Source organism: Flavobacterium channae, assembly GCF_021172165.1.
Lineage (GTDB): Bacteria > Bacteroidota > Bacteroidia > Flavobacteriales > Flavobacteriaceae > Flavobacterium > Flavobacterium channae.
In genome coordinates, this window is sequence record NZ_CP089096.1 from 949,021 (window position 1) to 969,859 (window position 20,839).

The following is a 20,839-nucleotide window of genomic DNA, read 5'->3' on the forward strand; positions in this document are numbered from 1 at the left end:
ATGTCTTGTTTTGAATCCTCAAAATTTCTTAGAAATCCACAAGTAATGAATCAAGAAGTGCTTATGAAAGCCTGTGATAATTTGGGATGGAAATATGAAATAATAAATAACGAATTAGTGGTACTTAATGCCAATCAAAAAGAAAATTTAAGAGGCGAATACCTTTTAAAAGTTAAAGGTGATATGGTCAGCTACAACAATTATTACATCAAAAATGCTAAAGAATTTGTACTCGAATTACAAGATACTTTTTATGAATTAAACAGAATATATGCAAAAGAAACAATTCTAAAGGAGTTTGAAGCAGCAGGCTTTACATTCAAGAAAGATTATGATTTTATTGCTAATTCTGATGAAGTAGAACGTTTTTATATGGTGGGTTATTCTAAAATTGAAAATGAAGATGAAAAACGCACCGAAATTCAATTTACAATTTTAAATGATGGTACTGTAATAACAGATTCTAATTATATACCAGAAGATTTACATAAATTAGCAGATGAAGCAATGTCAAAAATTGATCATTCATTTGGTACAACAAGACGTGAAGGAATAGAAATTAAAAGGAAAGAAGTTCCAGAACGATATAAAACAAAATCATATTGTACAATCAATAATAAAATAATCGCTAAAAACTAATAACATGGACAATACATTTGAAGATATTAAAGATATGTTGAAAGCAAACTACCCTTTGCTTTATTTGACCACTTCTGAGTATGGTCGTGTTATGCAAAAATTAAGAAGAATTGCTTTTGAATTAGATTATTCATTTTATTCTTGGGATAATGTTGATGGTTTACAAACACATTTAAAAACACAAAACAATAGACTTGAAAAAGTAGAAAGACACAAGGCGTATGGAGAAACTAAGGGCTATCAAGAACTTTTAGAATTCATAAAAAGAGATGCTGAGAGTACCGATAATAAGACCAAAGAAATTTATATTGTAGAAGATTTCCATAAATATTTTAGAGATGATAAAGTAATTGTTTACTTGCGTAAACTATCTTCCATATTAAAAGCGTATGACAAACATTTAATTCTACTTTCTCCTTTTCTAAAATTACCAGATGAGTTAGAAAAGTATCTTACAATTGTCAATGTTCCACTACCGGACAAGGATGATTTAAAAACTAGATTATCTACTATCATTTCAAATGAAAATGTAAATCCCGATTTAGAAAACTTTCTAATCGATTCTGCTTTAGGAATGACAGATATGGAAGCAGATTTAGCTTTCAGGTTAGCCAAAGAAAAAGTAGGATTAAATAGTAAAGAAGCAGCGAGAATTATAGCTAATGAAAAAGAACAGATAATTAAAAAAAGTGGAATTTTAGATTACTATCAAGTAAATGAGGAACTTGAAAAAAGTGTTGGAGGATTAAATAATCTAAAAAATTGGTTAAAACAAAGAAGTAAAGCTTTCGAAAGAAAAGCAAAAAACTTTGGTTTAAAAGAACCAAAAGGAATACTTCTATTAGGGGTTCCAGGTTGTGGTAAGAGTTTAACAGCTAAATGTGTGGCTACTGAGTGGAAACAACCATTATTAAGATTGGATATTGGAAAAGTATTTCAAGCTGAAGTAGGAAGTAGTGAGAACAATATACGTTTAGCAATTGCTACAGCCGAAGCTGTTGCTCCATGTGTTTTATGGATTGATGAAATTGAAAAAGGACTGAGTGTAGGCGGTGGTGAAAAAGATGGAGGAACTAATTCAAGAGTTTTTTCTACAATTTTAACTTGGATGCAAGAAAAAACAAAACCAGTTTTTGTTGTGGCAACAGCAAACAATATAAGTGATTTACCACCTGAATTATTGAGAAAAGGACGATTTGATGAAATTTTCTTTGTGGATCTACCTTCAAAAGAAGAAAGAAAAAATATCTTAAAAATACACTTAGATAAAAATGGTCAAACAAACATTACCGACTTTGATAATTTAGCAGATAAAACAAAACATTTTAATGGTGCTGAAATTGAAGAAGTTGTAAAAGAGGCTATGTTTCTTTCTTATATAGACAACCCAGAAAACCATCAAATTTCTATTATTCATTTAGAAAAAGCAATCGAACAAATTGTACCTCTTGCACAAACAATGAAGAAAAAAATTGATGGATTAAGAGAATGGGCTTCAACTAGAGCTAGATTAGCAAGTGCTGAGAAAAATAATGAAAAATTTGAAGTCGCAGAAAGTGATTCTGAAAATTTAATAATTCAAACAAAACGAGAAAAAGAAGAAGATATTTTCTAATTTTCAAAAACATAGAACTATGAGTAAAGGTTTAGATACAGCATTCATTCATTACGGCATCCGTAAAGAAGATATGGATATCATTAAAAATCTAACAGAAGAACAAGGCTTAGATTTTGAATGGTTACAAGAAAATATATTAAAAGAATTCCACAATCTAAAAATCAATAACGAAGATATTGACAGTAAAAAGATTGAAAAAATCATCGAAAAGGCGTTAAACAAAATATAAGGATTATGCTAATTACCAGAATTATTGCCAAAAACTTTAAAACCTATCGCGAGCTCGATTTAGACTTAACGGTAAACGAAGAGCAGCCTATTATTTTAATTGGTGGTGAAAATGGTGGTGGTAAAACCACCTTGTTTCAAGCCATTTACTATGCCCTTTACGGTTTAAAAGTGAAAGACTTTGAACACTTCAACAAATTACAAAACGCAGGAGAAAGAGCAAAAAATGAAGGAAATAGTTCTAATAAAATCGAACTTGAAATTCACTTCACAGGTAAAGTGCTTCATAATGATTACAAATACATAATCAAGCGTTTATACACCATCAATGCACAAAACAGCCCAGTTGAAGCAGTAACACTAAATCTTAACGGTGATATATTTCAATATGGTACAGCAACGCCTCATGCAGAAAGAGTAAAAAAAGAAGCCGAAGTAAATAAAATCATCAAAGCCAATCTGCCACAAGAATTGAGTAAATATTTCTTGTTTGATGCTATGGAAGCAGGTAATTTATTAAAAGACGAATACCTGAACAGAGTCATCAAAGAAAATATTGAAAACGTAATGGGGTTCAATAAATACATTCAATTAGGCAATGCAACTAATATTTTAACACAAGAATACATTGCACAAGGCATTGAAATTGAAGAAGAACGTAATCAATACAAAAATCTATTAGAAGAAAAGAAGAAAATTGAAGAATTAATAGTAGCAACCAACACGCATTACGAACGTGCGTTAAGCTATTCATTAAGTCAAAAGGAGTTCTATGAAAGTGCTAAAGAAGGTAAAAATCTACAAGCAAACATCAAAGAGCAAATACAACTGGTAGAAAGAAAAATAGAAGACATTCTCAACAGGGAAACATTATTTATAGAACAATCGGAAAGATTCTTAAATGATATAGAAATTCAGGTATTTATACCTAAACTCATTTCCATCATTCAAAACGAAATCGAGTTAATCTTAGCAGAAAAAAGTCAAGAAAACAACAATGATTTTATTGAACCAGAGCATATTACTAAAATTTCAGAAAAAGTAATCGCATTCTTAAAAGAAAACAATTTAATAGAATCAGAACTAACAAACGAACAAAAAGGATTACTTAAAGAATACATCATAAAAAAATCAAATCAAGACAATACCAAAACCGATTATGATTTTATCGATAAAAACGATGTAACTAATTTGGAACAATTACTAGGTTGGTCTAGCATCAATCAATTTAACATAATAGAACAGCAAAAAGAAAGTTTGGAAAAAGAACTAGCTACTTTACCAAATTTAAAAATTCAGTTGTTAGATTTAAGAAAAAGTGATGTTGGCGGTGGCGATGAAATCATTCAAAGCTTCGAAGCAAACGAGCTCAAAATAAAAGAGCTTAAAGAAACCATCAAAGGTTACAAATCCGATATTGAAAAATTAGATACTAAAATCAAAAAATTCGACTTATCAGATGAAGAAGTTCCTAATCCAAAATTAGAATTACTTAAAAAATTAGGGCCATTATTTACAAAAGTATCAAACGCGCTATTGGTTAACAAAAAGTCACGTATTGAAGAAGCCATGAAAAATGACTTAAATACAACATTGGTGGCTTATGAAAATCAAATTGATCGTGTAGAACTATCAGAAGATTTAAGTAATCTTTCCTTCAAAATTTACCACAAAGCAGGTAACGAAATCTATTTAGAGGAATTGAATGCAGCATCAAAACAAATTATTATCCAGGTACTTTTAAAATCTTTACATTATTTCGGAGACTATAATCCACCTGTAATGATTGATACAGTAATGGGATATTTAGATGAAAGTAGTAGAGCTTCTCTTTTAGAAAACTATTTCCCTAAGTTATCACATCAAACCATTTTGTTAAGTACCGATAGCGAAATAAGAAAACATATTGATTTAGAAAAAATTGAAAATTTTATTGCAAAAAAATTCACATTAGTTCGCGATAAAGAAAATCAATTAACAGAAGTAGTTGAAGGGTATTTCCCAAATTAATACTAGGAAGTTATGGCAGCAATAGAAACAGGTTTAAGACAAGCGGAGGCACTAAATTCAAAAATGAATGATTTGCGTGAACGTTTAGAAAAATATATCAATTTAAAACACTATACAGACAATCATAAAAACGTGACCCCTAAAGGTAATGCTAAATTGATGCGTATGTGTTTAATCGCAGGTTTGTCCGATACAGAAAAAAGAACAAAAGACGATTTGAACATGCAAATGTCTTCAAATAGTATTCACCCAACGCTATTTACAGTTCATAATTTAAACGGAATACTAGCATCGTTAATCAAGTTAAGATACCACGATTTAGATATCAATTGGGAAGATAATATCTCAAAAAGTAAAGTGGTAAATGCTGAAATATTTAGAGGTTTTGACATTCTGATGAAAGGTGATACTTTACATGATTGGTTAAAAGTAAGTACTGCAGCGTCTATAAAAGCAGGTCAAATCCCATTCTTAAATTTAAATATCGGTAGTTATGATGGCGACATCAATGCCTATTTAGATATGAATAGTAAAAATGTAACCAATACACAAATTTTGGTGGCAGGTACAACAGGTTCTGGTAAATCAAATTTATTAGCAGTATTAATGAACGAAATGCGTTCACTATCTGTAGAAAGTAATTATCCGGTTAACTTCCTATTCTTTGACTACAAATGTACGTCTTCAAACTAAAGTGGACTTTTCCTAAGAGAGTATTTAGTTAATAATTCAAAGATAAATGTTTTTTTTGATTTGTTGTTAATTTTAATTTTTGGTACTCATTTCTTCGGCCAATAATAGCCATTTTCTTTAATCGTTCACGTTCTTTTAAAATCATTTCACCTCTTCCAAAATAGACATCTGCTGGGGTTAAGTTGTTTAATGATTCATGATAGCGTTCATTGTTATAGCGATAAACAAACTTTTCTAAAGCAGCTTCTAATTCTTCGGGAGCAAAGTAATTATCAAGTTTTACAACATTTTTCATGGTTCTGTGATAGCGTTCAATTTTTCCTTGTGTTTGTGGATGATTGGGTCTTCCATGTACTTGTTGCATTTGATAATTGTCTTTTAAATACGATTTTAATTCGTTTGCAATGTAGCACGAACCATTGTCGGACAAGAGTTTTGGTTTTTGTTTAGTTATCAATTTTGCTTTCTTAATGGCTGTATCAACAGTTCTTTTTACATCATCGGCTTTCATGTTTGAGCAAAGTTCCCAGTGTACAATGTATCGGCTGTAATCGTCCAAAACCGTACTCAAGTAATACCAACCCCAACCCAATATTTTAAAATAGGTAAAATCCGTTTGCCACATTTGATGAACAAAGCCTGTTTTGTCTGTAAATTCATTACCTGCACTCAGAAAAATATGAGCTGGAGCTGTAATTAAACCTCTTGACTTTAAAATCCGATAAACACTTGATTCTGATAGGAATATCTGTTGTTCATCAGTGATTTTATAGGCTAATTCTCGAGAAGACAAATCAGGATAATCTAAAGCTAATTTTACAACCAAATTCTTCTGCTCTTGTGGAATGCTATTCCATTGCCTGTTTGCTGCTCTTTTGGTTGGAAGCAATCCTTCAACACCATTTTCGCTGTAAGCATGATACCAATTGTAAAACGTACTTTTATTGATTCCAATCTCCCGAAGTGTTCGATTTACGCCAATTTCTGAACGAGTAACCATGTGAATGATTTCTTGTTTTTCGGATACTGTAAGTCGCATATATTTCTTAAACTTTTCAGTTAATCCAGCATGTCCAAGCTTTTTTTTACAATATCGTAGCGTAAAACTAAATCGGCAATCATTACTTTTAAAGACTGATTTTCTTTCTTGAGCTCTGATACTTCATCACTCGTAGCTTCTCTTGTTACATCGCCTGCTAAACGCTTTTTACCTGCTTCCAAAAATTCTTTGTTCCACTTATAAAACTGAGATTCATTAATGGAATACTTACGACACAATTCTGCAACTGACATTTCTGCTCGTAAAGCTTCCATAACAATCTGAATTTTCTGTTCGGAACTAAAGATTCTTCGTGTATTTCTACGAATGTCTTTGATGAAATTCTCTGCTGTTTTTTTCTTAGGTGTTTTCATACTATTTCAAAGTTAATAATTTTTGAAAACACTCTCTTAGTTTTGAACTAAATCAGTCCACTTTTTGCTGACGATTTACAGGAACTGATATAGCATGAACAGACGGCGGATTTTTCCGCCGTTACTTTTTCCATGACTAACTAAACGGACAGGGAGAAAAAGTAACAAAAAGCCTATTAAATAAACAATCCGAAACTTTTGGTAGGTTTCGGATTGACAATTATGCTGTATAAAAAACTATTCTGTCGTTATAGTTTCAAATAATTTAATCCACTTGTCTTTTAAGTCTGTGGGTATAGATTCCATCGTTTTTTCAAAACGATTTTGGATTGCACGAGCAATCTCAACTTTCCAACCATCATTTAATGTTACATTATATTTTTTAGCCCAATCTTCTATTTGATTCACAATGTATGTATCCGAGAAATTGTAATAGCTGCCACAAAACAACTCAGCTAAATTATATTATCGATAGAAATAGTGCCTATATATTCTTTGGATATATAAGCACTGTTTTTTATTTAAAGTCCATTTAGTCTTCATCTTCAGCATTAAACAACTCCTCATAGAACTTTCTATTTTCCTCGCCCCATTGGTCCAATGCGTCTAGAATAGGAAATGCGGAACGACCTAAATCAGTCAGAAAATACTCAGTACGAGGTGGTTGTTCTGCATAAATTTTTCTATCTATAATCTTATACTCCAACAATTCTTTAAGTTGTTGATTTATTACACGTTCTGTTGCATCAGGCACCTCCTTGAATATCAGACTTGGGCGTAGTGGCTTATCTCGAAGTGCTTCTATGATGCAAATTTTCCACTTTCCGCCAAGCACCTGCATAGCAATGCTATAACCACATTCTAGATATATAGGGATTTTTCTTTCAGACATAATTGTATAGTTAATTTGTAGGAACAAGATACAAAAATAGTGCGAGAATGCATTCTTTGATTATTTTGCTTATCATTCTCTTATCCTAATTCCTTCTCAAACATATACATCAATTTATCTTTTTCATTCAGTTCTACACTTCTGCTTACCTTTTTATTGGTGATTTGATAGCCCGAAAATCGAGTAACAAAAATGCCCAAGCCTTGAGTGTAGGAGCTGACTTCTGCTGAGTATTCTTTACTAGTATCTAAAGGAATTTCACCCAAAATAGTAGTCCAATCACCATCTGAAGTAATAGTAGATATTTCGCCTTGCATCTTGTTGATGTCTGTAATAGCCCTAGCATTCACAGCTATTGGAATTTGCAATTTAAAATCTAAGATTGGCTCCAACAACTCAACATCAGCTTGTTGTAAAGCCAATCGAAAAACATAGGGAGCTAAACTTCTAAAGTCGGCAGGTGTGCTCACTGGACTATAATAGATTCCGTGAGAAAAAGTGACTTTAAGGTCGGTTACTTCCCAGCCATACAAACCCGATTCACAGGCTTTCTTGACTCCATCGAATACTGCATTCTGAAAAGATTGATTCAAGTAGCCCAATGAAATATCGCTCTCTATCGTAAGTCCCGCACCGATTGGCAAAGGTTCTATAATCAAGCCAATAGATGCCCAATAAGGATTAGGTGGCACTTCGATATGAATGGTGTATTCCGATTTCGTTTTCAGACGTTCCTTATAAATCGTTTTCACCTCTTCAAAGTAAGCATCTACCGAAAATCGCTCCTCCAACAAAGTCAAAATAACTTCCCGTTGAGTTGCTCCATAAAGAGAAACTTCTAGCTCATTATTATCAGCATTGATACCAAACGTTAAAGATGGATCTTCTACCGATAATACATTCATAGCAGAAATTAATTTACTCCTATCCTCTACTTTGGCAGGATGTATAGATGATTTGAGAGCAGGACTAGGAATATTCAATTTATCAAATAAACTTGGCATTGTTCCTAAATAATCACCTACCATCAGACTTTCGGCATGGTCTAAAATTGCAATATCGTTTGTAGAAACTTCATCTACATCTATTTCGTTTCCAGCGTAAAAGGTCTTTAAACTTCTTATTTTCAGATTCTCATCTGAGCCATTGAGGTTGTATGATTTTCTTGTTCTAAGGCTTCCCCCTATAATCTTTAGATAGGCTCGTTTCTGTTCCTTCTTATTATGCTCAATTTTATAGACATAGGCAGATAAATCGTTCTCTTGAGGTAGAGATGTTTCAATAAAAGTAGTGATTGAGTTTAGCAAATCTTCGATACCAATGCCATACATTGCTGAGCCATGGTAGATAGGATGTAGTTTAGCGAATTGAACAAGATGAATCATTGAACTCCAATAGTCTGAATTTGAGAGTTGCGTATCGCTTAAGTATTTTTCAAGCAAAGAATCATCTTTCTCCAAAATTGTTTCTCTGTCCTTTTCTGATATGTTGTGTATTGTACAGCTAGAAGTTAAAATCTTGCCATCAACGGATTGCATAAGAAGAATATCTTTTGAAAGGCTATTTTGTATTTCGAAATAAAGCTGATTTAGATTTACTCCCTCTCTATCTATTTTGTTGATAAATAGAATGGCTGGAATTTCTAGTTGTTGCAAGACTTTGAACAACAATCTCGTTTGAGCTTGAATACCCTCTTTAGCAGACACCACAAGAATAGCACCATCTAGCATTCTAAAAGTGCGTTCCACTTCTGCTAGAAAGTCCATGTGTCCAGGAGTGTCGATAATATTAATCTTTGTATCGTTCCATTGAATAGACGTTGTAGAAGCTCTAACGGTGATACCTCTTCGTTTTTCAATATCCATCGAATCGGTTGTGGTATTACCTTTGTCCACACTTCCACGTACCTCAGTTGCTCCACTAGCAAATAGCAAGTTCTCAGTAATGGAGGTTTTTCCTGCATCAATATGTGCAAGAATACCTATATTTATAGTTTTCATTTGATTTTGTAAATAATATAGCGGATGCTTTGTAGAAATGCATCACATAAAAAATACATCCTTGATGGTAGAATGTACCACAAGAACTTGAATTCGTATTTCTAATTATATTATTTACTGCCGCATAGTGTGACAAAGGTAGAAAATAAATTTTAAAATCAAAGTGAAAAATCTGCTTGACTAACAAAAGCGAAATAAGAAATACAAGGAGTACCGGAAAATGGCGTTTTTGGTATATCTATATGAACATGATACACATCTTCCTCTTGCCAACCGAAAGCAGCACCTTTAATAATAGGGTTATTCCCAGCTTTAAAAAAATTGTTTACTTCTTCCTCATAAGCATAAACAATTGGAGTTTGCCGGGCAAAACCATCGTTTGCAACATCGGTGATAGTTGTTGAGTTCGGTGAAATGTCTGATTGACTTTCAACTACTTCTAACTCACCTGTCTGTGGATTAAATGCAACCTCCTTTCCAGAACTTCCATCATTAATATTTGCAATTTCATCTTGTACTTTAACAGGTCGCTTATCAGAAGCAAATCCGTCGTTTGCCACATCGGTGATTGTTGTTGAATTGGGTGCAATGTCAGATTGACTATCTACAACCTCTAATTCGCCAGTCTGCGGATTAAATGCTACTTCCTTTCCAGAATTACCATCATTAATATTGGCAATTTCTTCTTGTACCTTCGTCGGTGTTTTAAATGTTCCCATAATTCTTATTATTTATTGGTGTTTTAAATAGTGGTCAATTGGTTGCCCAGTTCTTAGGTGTCCATCATAACAGTTAAGCCAAACCAAGCATTTTAAAGCTACTTTATACAGCGTTACATTTCCATGCCATTTATCGCCGTAATGACAGAGTTTAATATTGCCTTGTGAATCTGGACCTAATAAATGCATTGTTGCACTTACTCCGTAGTCCTTTAATAGCTTCCCATTGTAATCTTTGAGGTTGGTGGGTTGAAAAACAAAGACTTCCGGACATTTTAAAGGGAAATCATCTAATAATATTTTTAACCGATACGTCTTTCCGGCATTTGTTCTCAAGCCAACTTCTAACCATTCGCTTCCACTGCCCAGATTATGGAATACATATCTTTTGGGAAATCCAAAATCGAGAGCTTGTTGTTCAATTTTTAATCTTTGAGTTGTAATCATATTATTCTGGTTTAAATTCGTTATTCAAGTTTTGCTCAGAATCTATTTTAATATTTGTTTCCTTAGTTAGGATACTTTCATGCTGTGTTTCATTTGTATCTAATGAAGTTCCATCTTCTTTTTTTACATTATGAAATTCATCAACTTTGTAATATTCTCGTGATTTTATTTTCAATATTCCATCCAAATAATTGGTAATGTCTTTGGCACTACTGTACAAGAAATAATTTCCATTTTTTTCAATCGTATTTTCCGAAATTATGGTAGGATATACATTAGGGAAATTATTTGAAAATATTATTTTGAAGCTATTTGATTCTATAGTTAAATCATTTGAATCGTTAACAAACATCTTTGATTCTGGTGCTTTTTTTAATAACCAATCAAAAACATATTTGAGTTCATCCCGACCTTTTTTACTTCCTAACCATTTTTCAGGTTTAAAATCTAAGGTGTACAATTCTTCATTTATCGGATTTACGGTTTTTAAATTAACAAGTCGTGCTCTTTTTGTCTTAGGAACATATACATCTGAAGAAAAGAACTTAAATTTCCTGTTTAAATGATTATTAATACTGTCATTAAAAGGATTTTCCCTATTTATAATGCGCCATTTTGTTTCATAATAGCTACTACCGTTTTCTTTATCAAAGAGAAATCCGTTAATAGTAGTACTATCCTCTCGTATATTCCCTAAAATCATAAAGAATTGATTTAAATTATTGTTTCTTATAGCATTTGCCATTGTTTGGCAATCATGTCCACTCGGTTGAGCCAACCCTAACTTGTGGTGAGAATGCCATGAACCAATATGTTGCATCCCAAAACATTTATATGCTGCATCTCCTGCTTTTTGCAGAAAATCAATATCCTGCTTAAAAAAGGCAATATTATGATAGCTATTTTCTCCGGGACCCGTTATATATTGTATTACTGGCAACCCAAGATTATTCCAAAAACCAAAAAAGTCACCTCCTGTTTCGATATCAGGATAGTCCAAAATACATTTTGAAATGTATTCTAAATCTGATTTGAAGATTGTTGCAAATTTCATATTAAATAAAATTTTCTGCGTTAGAATAAATTACACTTTACTTTTTTATAACTTTTTATACATGTCGGCAAGAATTGGTTCTTTGACTTTTGCGAAGCGTTGGCTTGTGTGTCGGGCAAAAGGCAATGTGCCAAATGTGGGGCGGCTCTTAAAAAACAAAAAATGTGTATCGGCAAAAAATAAAACTTTTTCGGGTCGGCTGGTGCGGTCGTCTGTCAGTCCGATTTGATTTTCTTTGTCTTTGTATGTCGTCTTGTCAATTTTCATGTCGCTGTCTTTTTTCTTAGGCTTGTTGGTAACGTCTCGTGGCTTTAAGAAGTTGGGGATTTTGTAAGCCCAAACTTTCGGTTAATCACGAACTTCAAAAGTACAAAACAAAGTTTAAATTAATGACTAAACCCCCAATTTCTTAAAACCGCTGTTAGTGGCTGTATTTTTATTCGAACATCGTTTTACAATTTAAAAAGTTCTCTATTAATTTTGAAGGATTTTGTTCATCGAACTCGTCAAAACCTAATATAAACGAAGGTTCAGGCATAAGAAATCTTGTTAATTCATTTATTGAGTTTACATAATTCGTAGCGTGTCCATTTAGTGCAATTTGAATGTTTAGTTCTAAATCCCATTTTGGTTGTTCTTCACTTTTATAAACTAAAAAAGGAATTATGAATGGCACATATTTACTGAATATTGGATTTTCTTCATATGTTAATCGTGTATCTGGCCAAACATTTATTTCATTAAAAGTTTTTTCCAAATCAACTAAATATTTAGCGTTTTCATTAATTATAGATTTAAAAACTTCATCTTTATTTTCGTTAACATAAAGTTTTACATAACTCGCCTGCCAAATTGTTGTTCCTTTAGGATTAACAATTTGATAAGGATGAAATGAATTTCCAATTATTATACCGCCATTTTTTCCAATTACATTTTCATAAAGTTCGTTAAATGATTTAGAGTCTTTTGAAGTTCTATTTGGATTGTCAGTTAAACCAAATAAATAATAACATTCAAAATTTACCATAGAATCATTTACTTTTTCATTCTCTGAATTCTGATTTTTAGAATGTATTTTGTCTTTATTTTTAAAAATATCAAATATTCCCATTTTCTGTTGATTTCGGTTAATATAGCCACTAACGGTCCTCGGCTATAAAATTGTGGCGAAAAACCACAGACCGAGCGTTTCCAAATATAGAATTTAATTTCGAATTTTCGGAGAAAATTCGGAAAATATGCGCAAACCCAGCCATAATTTATAACCGATGTTGTGCGTAGTGTTTTATTTTATATCATACAATTCACTTACTTTTTTCAAATCTGTTGTTTCATTAATTTCAAAAAAGTAATTAAGTTGCCATTTTTGAGTTTTTTCTGCTTGTTTACTCTTTGTTTTATCCCAGATCGGATAAACTCTAAAACCTCTTTTTCCTTCCTTTTTTTCAGAAGATATATAACTTTTGTTGATTAATTCTGATTTTGGAAATACAAATTGTCCAAAGCGATCGCCTGATTTTGTATTAATCACATAGAAATCAAATATTTCATTTTCAGAATACGGTTCAGTTTCTCCGTTTTGATTACGCTTCCAAAATGTTACAAATTGTCCAATTTTTTTAGGTGTTATTTTTGAACTTCTTGAAATAATTTTCATTTCGTTTAAGTGAAATTGACAAGCATCATATTCGGTTCCTTCAAGCTCATTATTGACTTTAGAAAAGTTTAATGATAATTTATCATAAATTTTTGTTTTAACCTCAATAAGATTTTTATTCAGAAAATCAATTTCAATCATTTTTCAATTATTATCTTATGTTTAAAATTTTTACGGTTGCTTTTTTAACATTACGCACAACGGTTCTTGGCTAGCTGATGTTGTGGTGTTTTGTTACTAACCAAACCAAATATACGAATACTTTCGGATTTTCGGAGAAAATTCGGAAGTAGGCGAGAAGCCACAATAACAGCTAACCAATGTTAACAGTAGGCTTTTTAATTCGCTATAAGATTTAGTCGGATTTTTTGATTTTCGGGATTTTCTAATTCAAGCACACAATTATTTTCTGCAAAAGAAATTACTTTAAGCTTCATTTCAAACTTATAATTGTCATCAACTACGATAAGAATTCCGTTTTCTTTGTCAAAATTCCACGTTCCAATTTGAGAAATTCCATTATTTATAGAATTCGCTTTATGATCTTCAGTAAAAATCATTTTGTCTGATTCATGACCAGATTTTGGCGGAAGTATTTGTCCGTTGATTTCGTAGCTTTCCAGTTTCCATTCTTTTACGATATGTTTTTCAAAGTTTTCGTATGTCTGAGATTTAACAAAGTTCGGACTTAGAAATAAAAAAAATGTAAAAGTTAGTTTTAAAATAATTTTCATCGTAGTGTTTTTTTAAGCTTACTGTTAACGGTCCTCGGCTATAAAATTGTGGCGAAAAACCACAGACCGAGCGTTTCCAAATATAGAATTTAATTTCGAATTTTCGGAGAAAATTCGGAAAATATGCGCAAACCCAGCCATAATTTATAACCGATGTTGTGCGTAGTGTTTTATTTTATATCATACAATTCACTTACTTTTTTCAAATCTGTTGTTTCATTAATTTCAAAAAAGTAATTAAGTTGCCATTTTTGAGTTTTTTCTGCTTGTTTACTCTTTGTTTTATCCCAGATCGGATAAACTCTAAAACCTCTTTTTCCTTCCTTTTTTTCAGAAGATATATAACTTTTGTTGATTAATTCTGATTTTGGAAATACAAATTGTCCAAAGCGATCGCCTGATTTTGTATTAATCACATAGAAATCAAATATTTCATTTTCAGAATACGGTTCAGTTTCTCCGTTTTGATTACGCTTCCAAAATGTTACAAATTGTCCAATTTTTTTAGGTGTTATTTTTGAACTTCTTGAAATAATTTTCATTTCGTTTAAGTGAAATTGACAAGCATCATATTCGGTTCCTTCAAGCTCATTATTGACTTTAGAAAAGTTTAATGATAATTTATCATAAATTTTTGTTTTAACCTCAATAAGATTTTTATTCAGAAAATCAATTTCAATCATTTTTCAATTATTATCTTATGTTTAAAATTTTTACGGTTGCTTTTTTAACATTACGCACAACGTTTTGCGGCTTGGCGTAGTGGCGGATTTATAGCACAAAAGCTCAATTGAAGAACTGCACTTGAACCTACCACAAAACTGTCATACGAAGCACTTCACTCGCCATTACGCCAAGCCGCTGTTAGCGGTTCGTTGTTTAGTCCTCAACAATTCATTTCTATACACCTACTTTAATGTCTTGTCCGAATTGCAATAAATATCCATTATTGTCATATATAGCGAATTCCCTCATTCCATAGTCAAAGTTCTCAATCGGATAGCACACTTTTGCATTTTCGTTGACCTTGTTCCAAATCTCGTCAACATTGTCTGTGTTTAAATAAAATGAACCTGTGAAATTTGATTTCTCAAATGGGAGATGGTCGTTAGGTTTGCTTATCATAAGGTCTGCATTGTCAAGCTTTACTCTTGCCCAACCCCATTCGGGTTCGTTAGCTAAACACTCAAATCCAAGTGTCTTAACGTAAAAGTCAACCGTGCCTTGTATGTCGGTTGTGTAAATCATTGGTGTTAAACTGTTTACTTTCATGATTATGAGTTTTTAATAAAATTACTGAATATTATTTACCAAATTTATCAATTGGTCGTAACCGCAATGCACTCCAGGTGTCGTTGATAGAAATTAGGGATACAGCTGTAATACCGTATTCTGCTCCAGTTATCCGAAGTGTATCCCTATTAATGTCAGTTTTAATTTTTGATGTGCCTTTGGGATAAGCAAACCATAAAATGCTATCTCGTTCAATGTTCTTCAAATTTTTGTTCAGAAAGTCCAGATACTCTTTATTGTTATTAACGAATACAAGGGTGTTTTTACTTTTTTCATTCTTGTCAAAAGATGTCTTGAAACCGTTCTTTTTAAACTCTGCTCCAAGGTCGGCTGGTGCATTGACTACTACTCCTGTGTCTTTGAACTTTAATTTCTTTATGACTTCTTTCATACTTGTTTTATTTAGTTGTTGTCGAAAACTTATCTATATTAAGTTGTCCGTGTTACTGATGTCGTCCAACAATGACCGCTAACGGTTTCGGCTATGAGTAGTTGCGTGGTTTAGCACTTAACTTTGCAAGTACACACCAAGCTGAAAATCCGCAAGGATTTTCAGAAGTAGGCGAGAACAAGCAATTACTTATAGCTATTGTTGTGCGTTCGGTTTTTTTATTTCAGGTTATTGTCCGATTTAGTTTTTTCAATGTGATAATAAACCTTATCGAATGTTTGGTCAATTTTTGTTAGTTTCTCCGAGCTTATATTAGTCAGTTTTGTATTCATTTTATAAAGGTTGATTATATGGCTCATTAAAAGATTATACACCAAAGAAATACAAATTATTATGAATAGAGCAATATTTTTAAAAGTCGGTTCAGTGTTTTTATCAATGATTAAAAACGCAATACTTCCTAATGGTAGGATATATGCCAAAATAAACCACAAAACTTTGATAGCTTTAATTTTTTTAAGCTTCTTTATTGGGCGAGTTTCTGCATATTTTCTTTTGATAAAATTCCATAGTTCCGCAACGACAACTCCAACTATCGCAGAAATCATTATTTCAGAAGGATTAATGTCCGTTACGTTCATAATTTTTTTGAATCTTTTGGTTAAGGTTTATGTTGATATTTTTATTGAGAAATATTTTAAGTAAAAATGAATATCGTTGCACTTATGGTATATCCAATCAACTCCATTATCAATATAGTTTTTTCATAGGTTGGATTTGGTCGTGTTTTTATCCGCTTTACATTATTAAAAATCGTTAATACAATCATTATTATATAAATCCAAAATGAAACTTGAACATCTAACCATTCAAAAAATAGAACATAGCACCAAAGCAATAAAAATGAACCTACTAAAGCTGATAAATAAGACAACTTTACCTTGTCAAGTCCAATAAATTGAAATATTGAAAGAGGTATCATACAAATTATCATAAAAATTCCACCTAAAAATGGTGTCAGTATCAAAGTCAAGTAAGCTAAAATTGTCATTTTAATAATTTTGGTTGATGGTTTGGTCAAACTGACGCACAACGTCCCGCCGGCTTTGTGAAGGCGGGGATTTTTGTTACTTATGTTTACAAATATACCGAAAAGCCTGAAAGAAAAAAGTTGAAAGATTGCAGAGAAGTGCAAACACTGACCTTTACCGATAAATCCTAAAACCCCGCTTTCACAAAACCGCTGTTAGTAGCCGTTATAATTTTCCTTCTTCAGAAATTTTATTGATTACTAAAATTGGAAATCGTCTAGGTGTAAATATGTCCCATCCAAAAAAGAAGAATAAAATCAACGGAGTCCTAGTAATATTCTTTAAGCGTGAACCACTACTAGAGCCAAATATGAAGTTTGGTAATTGATATTTACCGCAAATTTCTACCATTTTTTTTATAAGTGAATTCCAGTCTCCTGTTTTACTTGTATCAAAATCTTGACCATCTCTACCTGAAATCATGCCCATAATCAAATCTCCTAATGAATCATTGCATACAGCAGTATGAGAGGGCTCTCCTACATACCATTTTTTTTGGTAGAAACCAGCAAATTTGGCATTTGGCTTTGTTCTATCTAAATTGACATTTGTCAATAATGGATTTGTTGATTTGGATGTTTGATATAAATCAAATTCAGGCCATTTGCTCAATAATGCTAGTTCCTTACTAGTTGAATTGACTTTGCTTGAATAAATTTGGCCTATAGGAACTAATGGAAAAGCCTTGTCAGCAATTTTTGCTTGAACTATTGCAGCTCTATTTTGTATTGCATTATTTTGAATTCCTTTATCAGTGGAGAATTTGTTGTTATGAGTATAAATTAAAAGTAAATCTCCTAATTCCATTTTTCCAGTTATTCGATTTCCATTTATATCATTTATAGTGCTAGTAAATTTAGCAAGTGGAATTTTATCAATCCAGCCACAACTAACCTCAAATCTCTCCTTATAATATGGTTCATTTCGGCTATTAATATTTAAAATTGTTTCTAAATCTTCTAAAAATTTATTCTTAAATAGTTTTGAAAGCGCAGCAAGCTCACCATAGTTTCCAGATAAATATTGTTTCTCTACTAAATTATTAATTGCTTGAATTTGTTGTGTTAAGGTCATAGTTTTGAAATAATGGCTACTAACGTTCCCAGGCTTTGCGAGGTTGCGGACTAAAGAAGCCGAAACCTTCGATTAAACACTGAACTCAAAGATATAAAACTAATTTTAAATTATGTCCAAAACCCGCAATCTTGCAAAACCTGTGTTAGCAGATGTAATTATTTTTTCAGTTGCATTACTTTTTCTAATAAAGGTGCTAATCCATTTTCTGTTATTGTGTCATTATTCCAAAAACTCATACAACAACTAACATAATTTTCTCTCACTTTACAAGCTACATAATATATTGTTAGTGTTTTTCCGCCTGACATGCCAGCAAGTAAGGATTTTGCACCTGTGAAATCATAAATTACTTTTTTAGCTGTTGTTTCTGTTCCTTCAAATATTACTGCAACTTCTTCTTCTGAAAGAACTTTTCCTCCTTTTTTACTTTTTGTAACATTAAATTGGTTGTCAACTGAGTTTTTAGCACTTTCAATTGTTTTGTGTACAGACCAATTCATTTCTCCGTAGTATGGACATTGAACAGTGTTTATGTTTGTCCAATAACAACTATTCCCAAGTTCTATTTTTCGACCTGCAAAATCGATGCTTTCAATTGACATTGGTTCAAAAACTTCTTTTGGAATTTCATCGTTCAATATCAAATTTACATATTTTCTTTCAAACTCTTGATTTTGTTTACCATAATAACCAAACCAAAAAACAGAAACTGTTTTGTTTTTATTTTCAACAAAATAGTATGAACTAATCTGATTAATGTTTTCCGTAACAATTTCAGATTTAGTGACGAATAAATTATTGTATTTTAATGTTTTGTCTTTTGTTTTAATATCACTTTCTTTAATGGAATATTTTCTGTAAAGTTTTTTTAATCCTTTTTCAGAAAATTCATTACTGAATGTTTGACTTGAAAAATCAACACCATCAACATTATAAAAAATAATAGTTTGGTTGTTAATGGCTTTAAGTCGTTTAGATAAATCATCATTATCTTGGCCAAATGAAAATGTCGAAATTAGAGTAAAGATTACAAAAAACAATGCTTTCATTTATGTTATTTTACAATGTTAAAAGTATAGATTGGTTTTCCATCTTTTCCAATAGTTTTTACCCAATTTTGCGGATTTTTTGGGTCGTTAAATTCTAAACTATCTGTTGGAAAAATATTGAATTGAGTAAACCATTTTTCTGGACTCACATCATTTCTCATAGAAACTTTTCTCGCTAATACACTATCATTAGGTTTTACGGTAAAGCTTTGATTTACATCATACGGACCACTTTGTGAAAATTTCATAACCGAAGCATCAAAGCTAACTGGTTTGTCAGAAGTATTTTTTACATAAAATGTACTCATTGTATAACTTCCACAACTCACAAGAGTTAAAAGTAAAAAAAGTGTTGTTAATTTTCTCATTTGCGTCATTTTTGGGATTATATCTGCTAACGTTCCGCGGCTTGCTCTCAGTGGCGTTGCATCAACACCAAGCCATTACAAATATAACAAAACATTCCATTCGGCAGCGGATTTTCCTACGGAAAATCCGGAAATAGCCATTGAAGCAAACCGCTGTTAGCAGATGTTTTATTTAAGTGGCGTACTCCTCGACAACTTTTTTACATAAATCAATCCATCAAACATTTCTGAATATTTTTCTGATGCTATCTGAAATTTCAAATATTTAGGATTGAAGCCATATCCACCTATAACAACATAGTTTCGTTTTTGCTCAATAAAATTCTTCATCGAAAGATTCAATTTTGCGATATTGAAATCGAAATAAAATACTTCAGATTCGGAGGTAAATAAAAAATCTGAATTGGTATTTTTTACGGGTTCATTAAGTACATTATTCTCCCACTTTTTTTCTTTTTGATTATAACCTAATAAAGTTCCAATTCCAAACTCAAAACCCATCGAATAGTAATTGCTACTGTATTTTTTAGAAAGATGATTTCCCATTGATGGAACATTCTCTTTGAATAATGAAGTTTTTTTTATGTGTTCATTATGTGCCCAGATGAATATTTTTTCATCACTTTTTTCATAAATTTTTTCTATTAATCTGGCCATACACTTATCTCTTGTGGTTTGTGTAGGATTTACCAGAAAGTCTAAATAGTTTGAAAAGCTTTCGACAACCAGTATTAAATCACTGTTACTGTTTGAATTTGATTTTATATCAGATACTAATTTTCTGGCTTGTGAAATTGTAGAATTATCGAAGTTTGAATAATCTTTAAGCGAGAATATCTCCTTTGAAAAATATTCTAGGACTTCATTTTGCTGCTCATCTGTTGCTATTTTACATTCTTGAAGTTTTTCTTTTATTATTGTTGCCAATCTATAATTGAACATGCAGTCATTTCCATAAAAACAGATCCGGTTGTTTGAAGGTTGGGAAGAATTGTAGTTTTTCATCCACTCAATAAGTGTAAACATTTCTTCTGTTTTCCAAATGTGTTGTCGAAAATCTTTTATTAAGTTCCGGAGATTACCCTCTTTTCCGTTTATATATTCATTAATATCATGAGTTGCACCAAAACTTTCTTCCAAAACGAATATTCTTACACCTTGATTAAGAACCAAATATTTAAAAAACATGGATTTGAGGTCGAAAAATTCTTTGTTATGATGTGTTGCTTCACCAAATCCAAAAATTTTAGCATTGCGGAATTCTTTACTCAATAATTTTTCGTCAATTTTGAACTCTTGATTTACGTTCAATTTTTCAAGATTGATGGAATTTTGATTCAACCAATTTTTAACATCTATATTTTGGGCATCAGCAAAAAAGTTTAAAAATAATAGGGGAATTGTAAGTAAAACTTTCATTTTGGTTTGTAGGTTTTAAAAATATCTGCTAACGTTCTGCGGCTTGC

At 31.7% G+C, this 20,839-nt stretch carries 24 protein-coding genes; 5 read left to right on the forward strand and 19 right to left on the reverse strand.

The features are described from left to right. Genes LOS89_RS04080 through LOS89_RS04100 form a run of 5 tightly spaced genes read left to right on the forward strand, consistent with a single transcriptional unit; the run spans nucleotide 1 to nucleotide 5,188 of the window. Complete coding sequence (locus LOS89_RS04080) at nucleotides 1-639, forward strand: hypothetical protein (protein WP_091468384.1); 639 nt, start codon at nucleotides 1-3, stop codon at nucleotides 637-639. A gap of 4 nt (nucleotides 640-643) precedes the next feature. Next, on the forward strand, nucleotides 644-2,254 hold the full coding sequence (locus LOS89_RS04085) for an AAA family ATPase (protein ID WP_231836582.1): 1,611 nt from the start codon (nucleotides 644-646) through the stop codon (nucleotides 2,252-2,254). A gap of 19 nt (nucleotides 2,255-2,273) precedes the next feature. After that, on the forward strand, nucleotides 2,274-2,486 hold the full coding sequence (locus tag LOS89_RS04090) for a DNA modification system-associated small protein (RefSeq protein ID WP_091468391.1): 213 nt from the start codon (nucleotides 2,274-2,276) through the stop codon (nucleotides 2,484-2,486). Nucleotides 2,487-2,491: 5 nt separating this feature from the next. Then, on the forward strand, nucleotides 2,492-4,495 hold the full coding sequence (locus LOS89_RS04095) for an AAA family ATPase (RefSeq protein WP_231836583.1): 2,004 nt from the start codon (nucleotides 2,492-2,494) through the stop codon (nucleotides 4,493-4,495). 12 nt (nucleotides 4,496-4,507) lie between these two features. Continuing rightward, complete coding sequence (locus tag LOS89_RS04100; protein ID WP_231836584.1) at nucleotides 4,508-5,188, forward strand: helicase HerA domain-containing protein; 681 nt, start codon at nucleotides 4,508-4,510, stop codon at nucleotides 5,186-5,188. 28 nt (nucleotides 5,189-5,216) lie between these two features. On the opposite strand, the gene LOS89_RS04105 is transcribed toward LOS89_RS04100, so the two are convergent. The 19 genes from LOS89_RS04105 to LOS89_RS04195 form a co-directional block, all read right to left on the reverse strand. After that, nucleotides 5,217-6,601, reverse strand: a protein-coding gene (locus tag LOS89_RS04105; RefSeq protein WP_374107722.1) for an IS3 family transposase whose coding sequence is annotated in 2 segments (ribosomal slippage) — nucleotides 5,217-6,286 and nucleotides 6,286-6,601 — 1,386 coding nt in all. Because the reading frame shifts where the segments join, the coding sequence is not laid out codon by codon here. Between the two features lie 237 nt (nucleotides 6,602-6,838). Further along, nucleotides 6,839-7,009: a hypothetical protein gene (locus LOS89_RS04110; RefSeq protein ID WP_167639577.1), complete on the reverse strand. Its 171-nt coding sequence runs from the start codon at nucleotides 7,007-7,009 to the stop codon at nucleotides 6,839-6,841. 124 nt (nucleotides 7,010-7,133) lie between these two features. Beyond that, nucleotides 7,134-7,493, reverse strand: a complete 360-nt coding sequence (locus tag LOS89_RS04115; RefSeq protein ID WP_088656295.1) for a winged helix-turn-helix transcriptional regulator — start codon at nucleotides 7,491-7,493, stop codon at nucleotides 7,134-7,136. Nucleotides 7,494-7,573: 80 nt separating this feature from the next. Continuing rightward, a complete protein-coding gene (tet(36), locus tag LOS89_RS04120; protein ID WP_146266213.1) occupies nucleotides 7,574-9,493 on the reverse strand; it encodes a tetracycline resistance ribosomal protection protein Tet(36) in 1,920 nt (639 codons plus the stop codon). Nucleotides 9,494-9,651: 158 nt separating this feature from the next. Further along, complete coding sequence (locus LOS89_RS04125; protein WP_231836585.1) at nucleotides 9,652-10,212, reverse strand: hypothetical protein; 561 nt, start codon at nucleotides 10,210-10,212, stop codon at nucleotides 9,652-9,654. A 12-nt stretch (nucleotides 10,213-10,224) separates the two neighbouring features. Beyond that, nucleotides 10,225-10,659 carry a hypothetical protein gene (locus LOS89_RS04130; RefSeq protein WP_231836586.1) on the reverse strand — a complete coding sequence of 145 codons (435 nt, stop codon included), beginning with the start codon at nucleotides 10,657-10,659 and terminating at the stop codon, nucleotides 10,225-10,227. A 1-nt stretch (nucleotide 10,660) separates the two neighbouring features. After that, on the reverse strand, nucleotides 10,661-11,713 hold the full coding sequence (locus LOS89_RS04135) for a hypothetical protein (protein WP_231836587.1): 1,053 nt from the start codon (nucleotides 11,711-11,713) through the stop codon (nucleotides 10,661-10,663). Between the two features lie 45 nt (nucleotides 11,714-11,758). Next, nucleotides 11,759-11,980 carry a hypothetical protein gene (locus tag LOS89_RS04140; protein WP_231836588.1) on the reverse strand — a complete coding sequence of 74 codons (222 nt, stop codon included), beginning with the start codon at nucleotides 11,978-11,980 and terminating at the stop codon, nucleotides 11,759-11,761. Between the two features lie 169 nt (nucleotides 11,981-12,149). Beyond that, nucleotides 12,150-12,824 carry a hypothetical protein gene (locus LOS89_RS04145; RefSeq protein WP_231836589.1) on the reverse strand — a complete coding sequence of 225 codons (675 nt, stop codon included), beginning with the start codon at nucleotides 12,822-12,824 and terminating at the stop codon, nucleotides 12,150-12,152. 174 nt (nucleotides 12,825-12,998) lie between these two features. Beyond that, nucleotides 12,999-13,511, reverse strand: a complete 513-nt coding sequence (locus tag LOS89_RS04150) for a MepB family protein (RefSeq protein WP_231836590.1) — start codon at nucleotides 13,509-13,511, stop codon at nucleotides 12,999-13,001. A gap of 197 nt (nucleotides 13,512-13,708) precedes the next feature. After that, nucleotides 13,709-14,104, reverse strand: coding sequence for a hypothetical protein (locus tag LOS89_RS04155; RefSeq protein WP_231836591.1), 396 nt, complete (start codon nucleotides 14,102-14,104; stop codon nucleotides 13,709-13,711). A 170-nt stretch (nucleotides 14,105-14,274) separates the two neighbouring features. Further along, nucleotides 14,275-14,787: a MepB family protein gene (locus tag LOS89_RS04160; protein ID WP_231836590.1), complete on the reverse strand. Its 513-nt coding sequence runs from the start codon at nucleotides 14,785-14,787 to the stop codon at nucleotides 14,275-14,277. A gap of 217 nt (nucleotides 14,788-15,004) precedes the next feature. Then, nucleotides 15,005-15,376, reverse strand: a complete 372-nt coding sequence (locus LOS89_RS04165; RefSeq protein ID WP_231836592.1) for a VOC family protein — start codon at nucleotides 15,374-15,376, stop codon at nucleotides 15,005-15,007. A gap of 31 nt (nucleotides 15,377-15,407) precedes the next feature. Further along, nucleotides 15,408-15,788: a hypothetical protein gene (locus LOS89_RS04170; RefSeq protein WP_231836593.1), complete on the reverse strand. Its 381-nt coding sequence runs from the start codon at nucleotides 15,786-15,788 to the stop codon at nucleotides 15,408-15,410. A gap of 218 nt (nucleotides 15,789-16,006) precedes the next feature. After that, nucleotides 16,007-16,429: a hypothetical protein gene (locus LOS89_RS04175; RefSeq protein WP_231836594.1), complete on the reverse strand. Its 423-nt coding sequence runs from the start codon at nucleotides 16,427-16,429 to the stop codon at nucleotides 16,007-16,009. Between the two features lie 615 nt (nucleotides 16,430-17,044). Then, nucleotides 17,045-17,953: a hypothetical protein gene (locus LOS89_RS04180; protein WP_231836595.1), complete on the reverse strand. Its 909-nt coding sequence runs from the start codon at nucleotides 17,951-17,953 to the stop codon at nucleotides 17,045-17,047. A gap of 158 nt (nucleotides 17,954-18,111) precedes the next feature. Then, nucleotides 18,112-19,005, reverse strand: coding sequence for a hypothetical protein (locus LOS89_RS04185; protein ID WP_231836596.1), 894 nt, complete (start codon nucleotides 19,003-19,005; stop codon nucleotides 18,112-18,114). Between the two features lie 5 nt (nucleotides 19,006-19,010). Beyond that, a complete protein-coding gene (locus LOS89_RS04190) occupies nucleotides 19,011-19,373 on the reverse strand; it encodes a hypothetical protein (RefSeq protein WP_231836597.1) in 363 nt (120 codons plus the stop codon). Between the two features lie 168 nt (nucleotides 19,374-19,541). Continuing rightward, nucleotides 19,542-20,792 (reverse strand): erythromycin esterase family protein, encoded by a 1,251-nt coding sequence (locus LOS89_RS04195; RefSeq protein ID WP_231836598.1) that lies wholly within the window; start codon nucleotides 20,790-20,792, stop codon nucleotides 19,542-19,544. Between the last annotated feature and the right edge of the window lie 47 nt (nucleotides 20,793-20,839).

What these genes read in the sequence shown, in the direction of transcription:
- LOS89_RS04195 (WP_231836598.1), bottom strand. Translation starts at nt 20,792, where the DNA reads ATGAAAGTTTTACTTACAATTCCCCTATTATTTTTAAACTTTTTTGCT.
- LOS89_RS04080 (WP_091468384.1), top strand. Translation starts at nt 1, where the DNA reads ATGTCTTGTTTTGAATCCTCAAAATTTCTTAGAAATCCACAAGTAATG.
- LOS89_RS04175 (WP_231836594.1), bottom strand. Translation starts at nt 16,429, where the DNA reads ATGAACGTAACGGACATTAATCCTTCTGAAATAATGATTTCTGCGATA.
- LOS89_RS04185 (WP_231836596.1), bottom strand. Translation starts at nt 19,005, where the DNA reads ATGAAAGCATTGTTTTTTGTAATCTTTACTCTAATTTCGACATTTTCA.
- LOS89_RS04135 (WP_231836587.1), bottom strand. Translation starts at nt 11,713, where the DNA reads ATGAAATTTGCAACAATCTTCAAATCAGATTTAGAATACATTTCAAAA.
- LOS89_RS04180 (WP_231836595.1), bottom strand. Translation starts at nt 17,953, where the DNA reads ATGACCTTAACACAACAAATTCAAGCAATTAATAATTTAGTAGAGAAA.
- LOS89_RS04090 (WP_091468391.1), top strand. Translation starts at nt 2,274, where the DNA reads ATGAGTAAAGGTTTAGATACAGCATTCATTCATTACGGCATCCGTAAA.
- LOS89_RS04160 (WP_231836590.1), bottom strand. Translation starts at nt 14,787, where the DNA reads ATGATTGAAATTGATTTTCTGAATAAAAATCTTATTGAGGTTAAAACA.
- LOS89_RS04170 (WP_231836593.1), bottom strand. Translation starts at nt 15,788, where the DNA reads ATGAAAGAAGTCATAAAGAAATTAAAGTTCAAAGACACAGGAGTAGTA.
- LOS89_RS04100 (WP_231836584.1), top strand. Translation starts at nt 4,508, where the DNA reads ATGGCAGCAATAGAAACAGGTTTAAGACAAGCGGAGGCACTAAATTCA.
- LOS89_RS04115 (WP_088656295.1), bottom strand. Translation starts at nt 7,493, where the DNA reads ATGTCTGAAAGAAAAATCCCTATATATCTAGAATGTGGTTATAGCATT.
- LOS89_RS04130 (WP_231836586.1), bottom strand. Translation starts at nt 10,659, where the DNA reads ATGATTACAACTCAAAGATTAAAAATTGAACAACAAGCTCTCGATTTT.
- LOS89_RS04125 (WP_231836585.1), bottom strand. Translation starts at nt 10,212, where the DNA reads ATGGGAACATTTAAAACACCGACGAAGGTACAAGAAGAAATTGCCAAT.
- LOS89_RS04140 (WP_231836588.1), bottom strand. Translation starts at nt 11,980, where the DNA reads ATGAAAATTGACAAGACGACATACAAAGACAAAGAAAATCAAATCGGA.
- LOS89_RS04165 (WP_231836592.1), bottom strand. Translation starts at nt 15,376, where the DNA reads ATGAAAGTAAACAGTTTAACACCAATGATTTACACAACCGACATACAA.
- LOS89_RS04145 (WP_231836589.1), bottom strand. Translation starts at nt 12,824, where the DNA reads ATGGGAATATTTGATATTTTTAAAAATAAAGACAAAATACATTCTAAA.
- LOS89_RS04190 (WP_231836597.1), bottom strand. Translation starts at nt 19,373, where the DNA reads ATGAGAAAATTAACAACACTTTTTTTACTTTTAACTCTTGTGAGTTGT.
- LOS89_RS04095 (WP_231836583.1), top strand. Translation starts at nt 2,492, where the DNA reads ATGCTAATTACCAGAATTATTGCCAAAAACTTTAAAACCTATCGCGAG.
- LOS89_RS04085 (WP_231836582.1), top strand. Translation starts at nt 644, where the DNA reads ATGGACAATACATTTGAAGATATTAAAGATATGTTGAAAGCAAACTAC.
- LOS89_RS04155 (WP_231836591.1), bottom strand. Translation starts at nt 14,104, where the DNA reads ATGAAAATTATTTTAAAACTAACTTTTACATTTTTTTTATTTCTAAGT.
- LOS89_RS04150 (WP_231836590.1), bottom strand. Translation starts at nt 13,511, where the DNA reads ATGATTGAAATTGATTTTCTGAATAAAAATCTTATTGAGGTTAAAACA.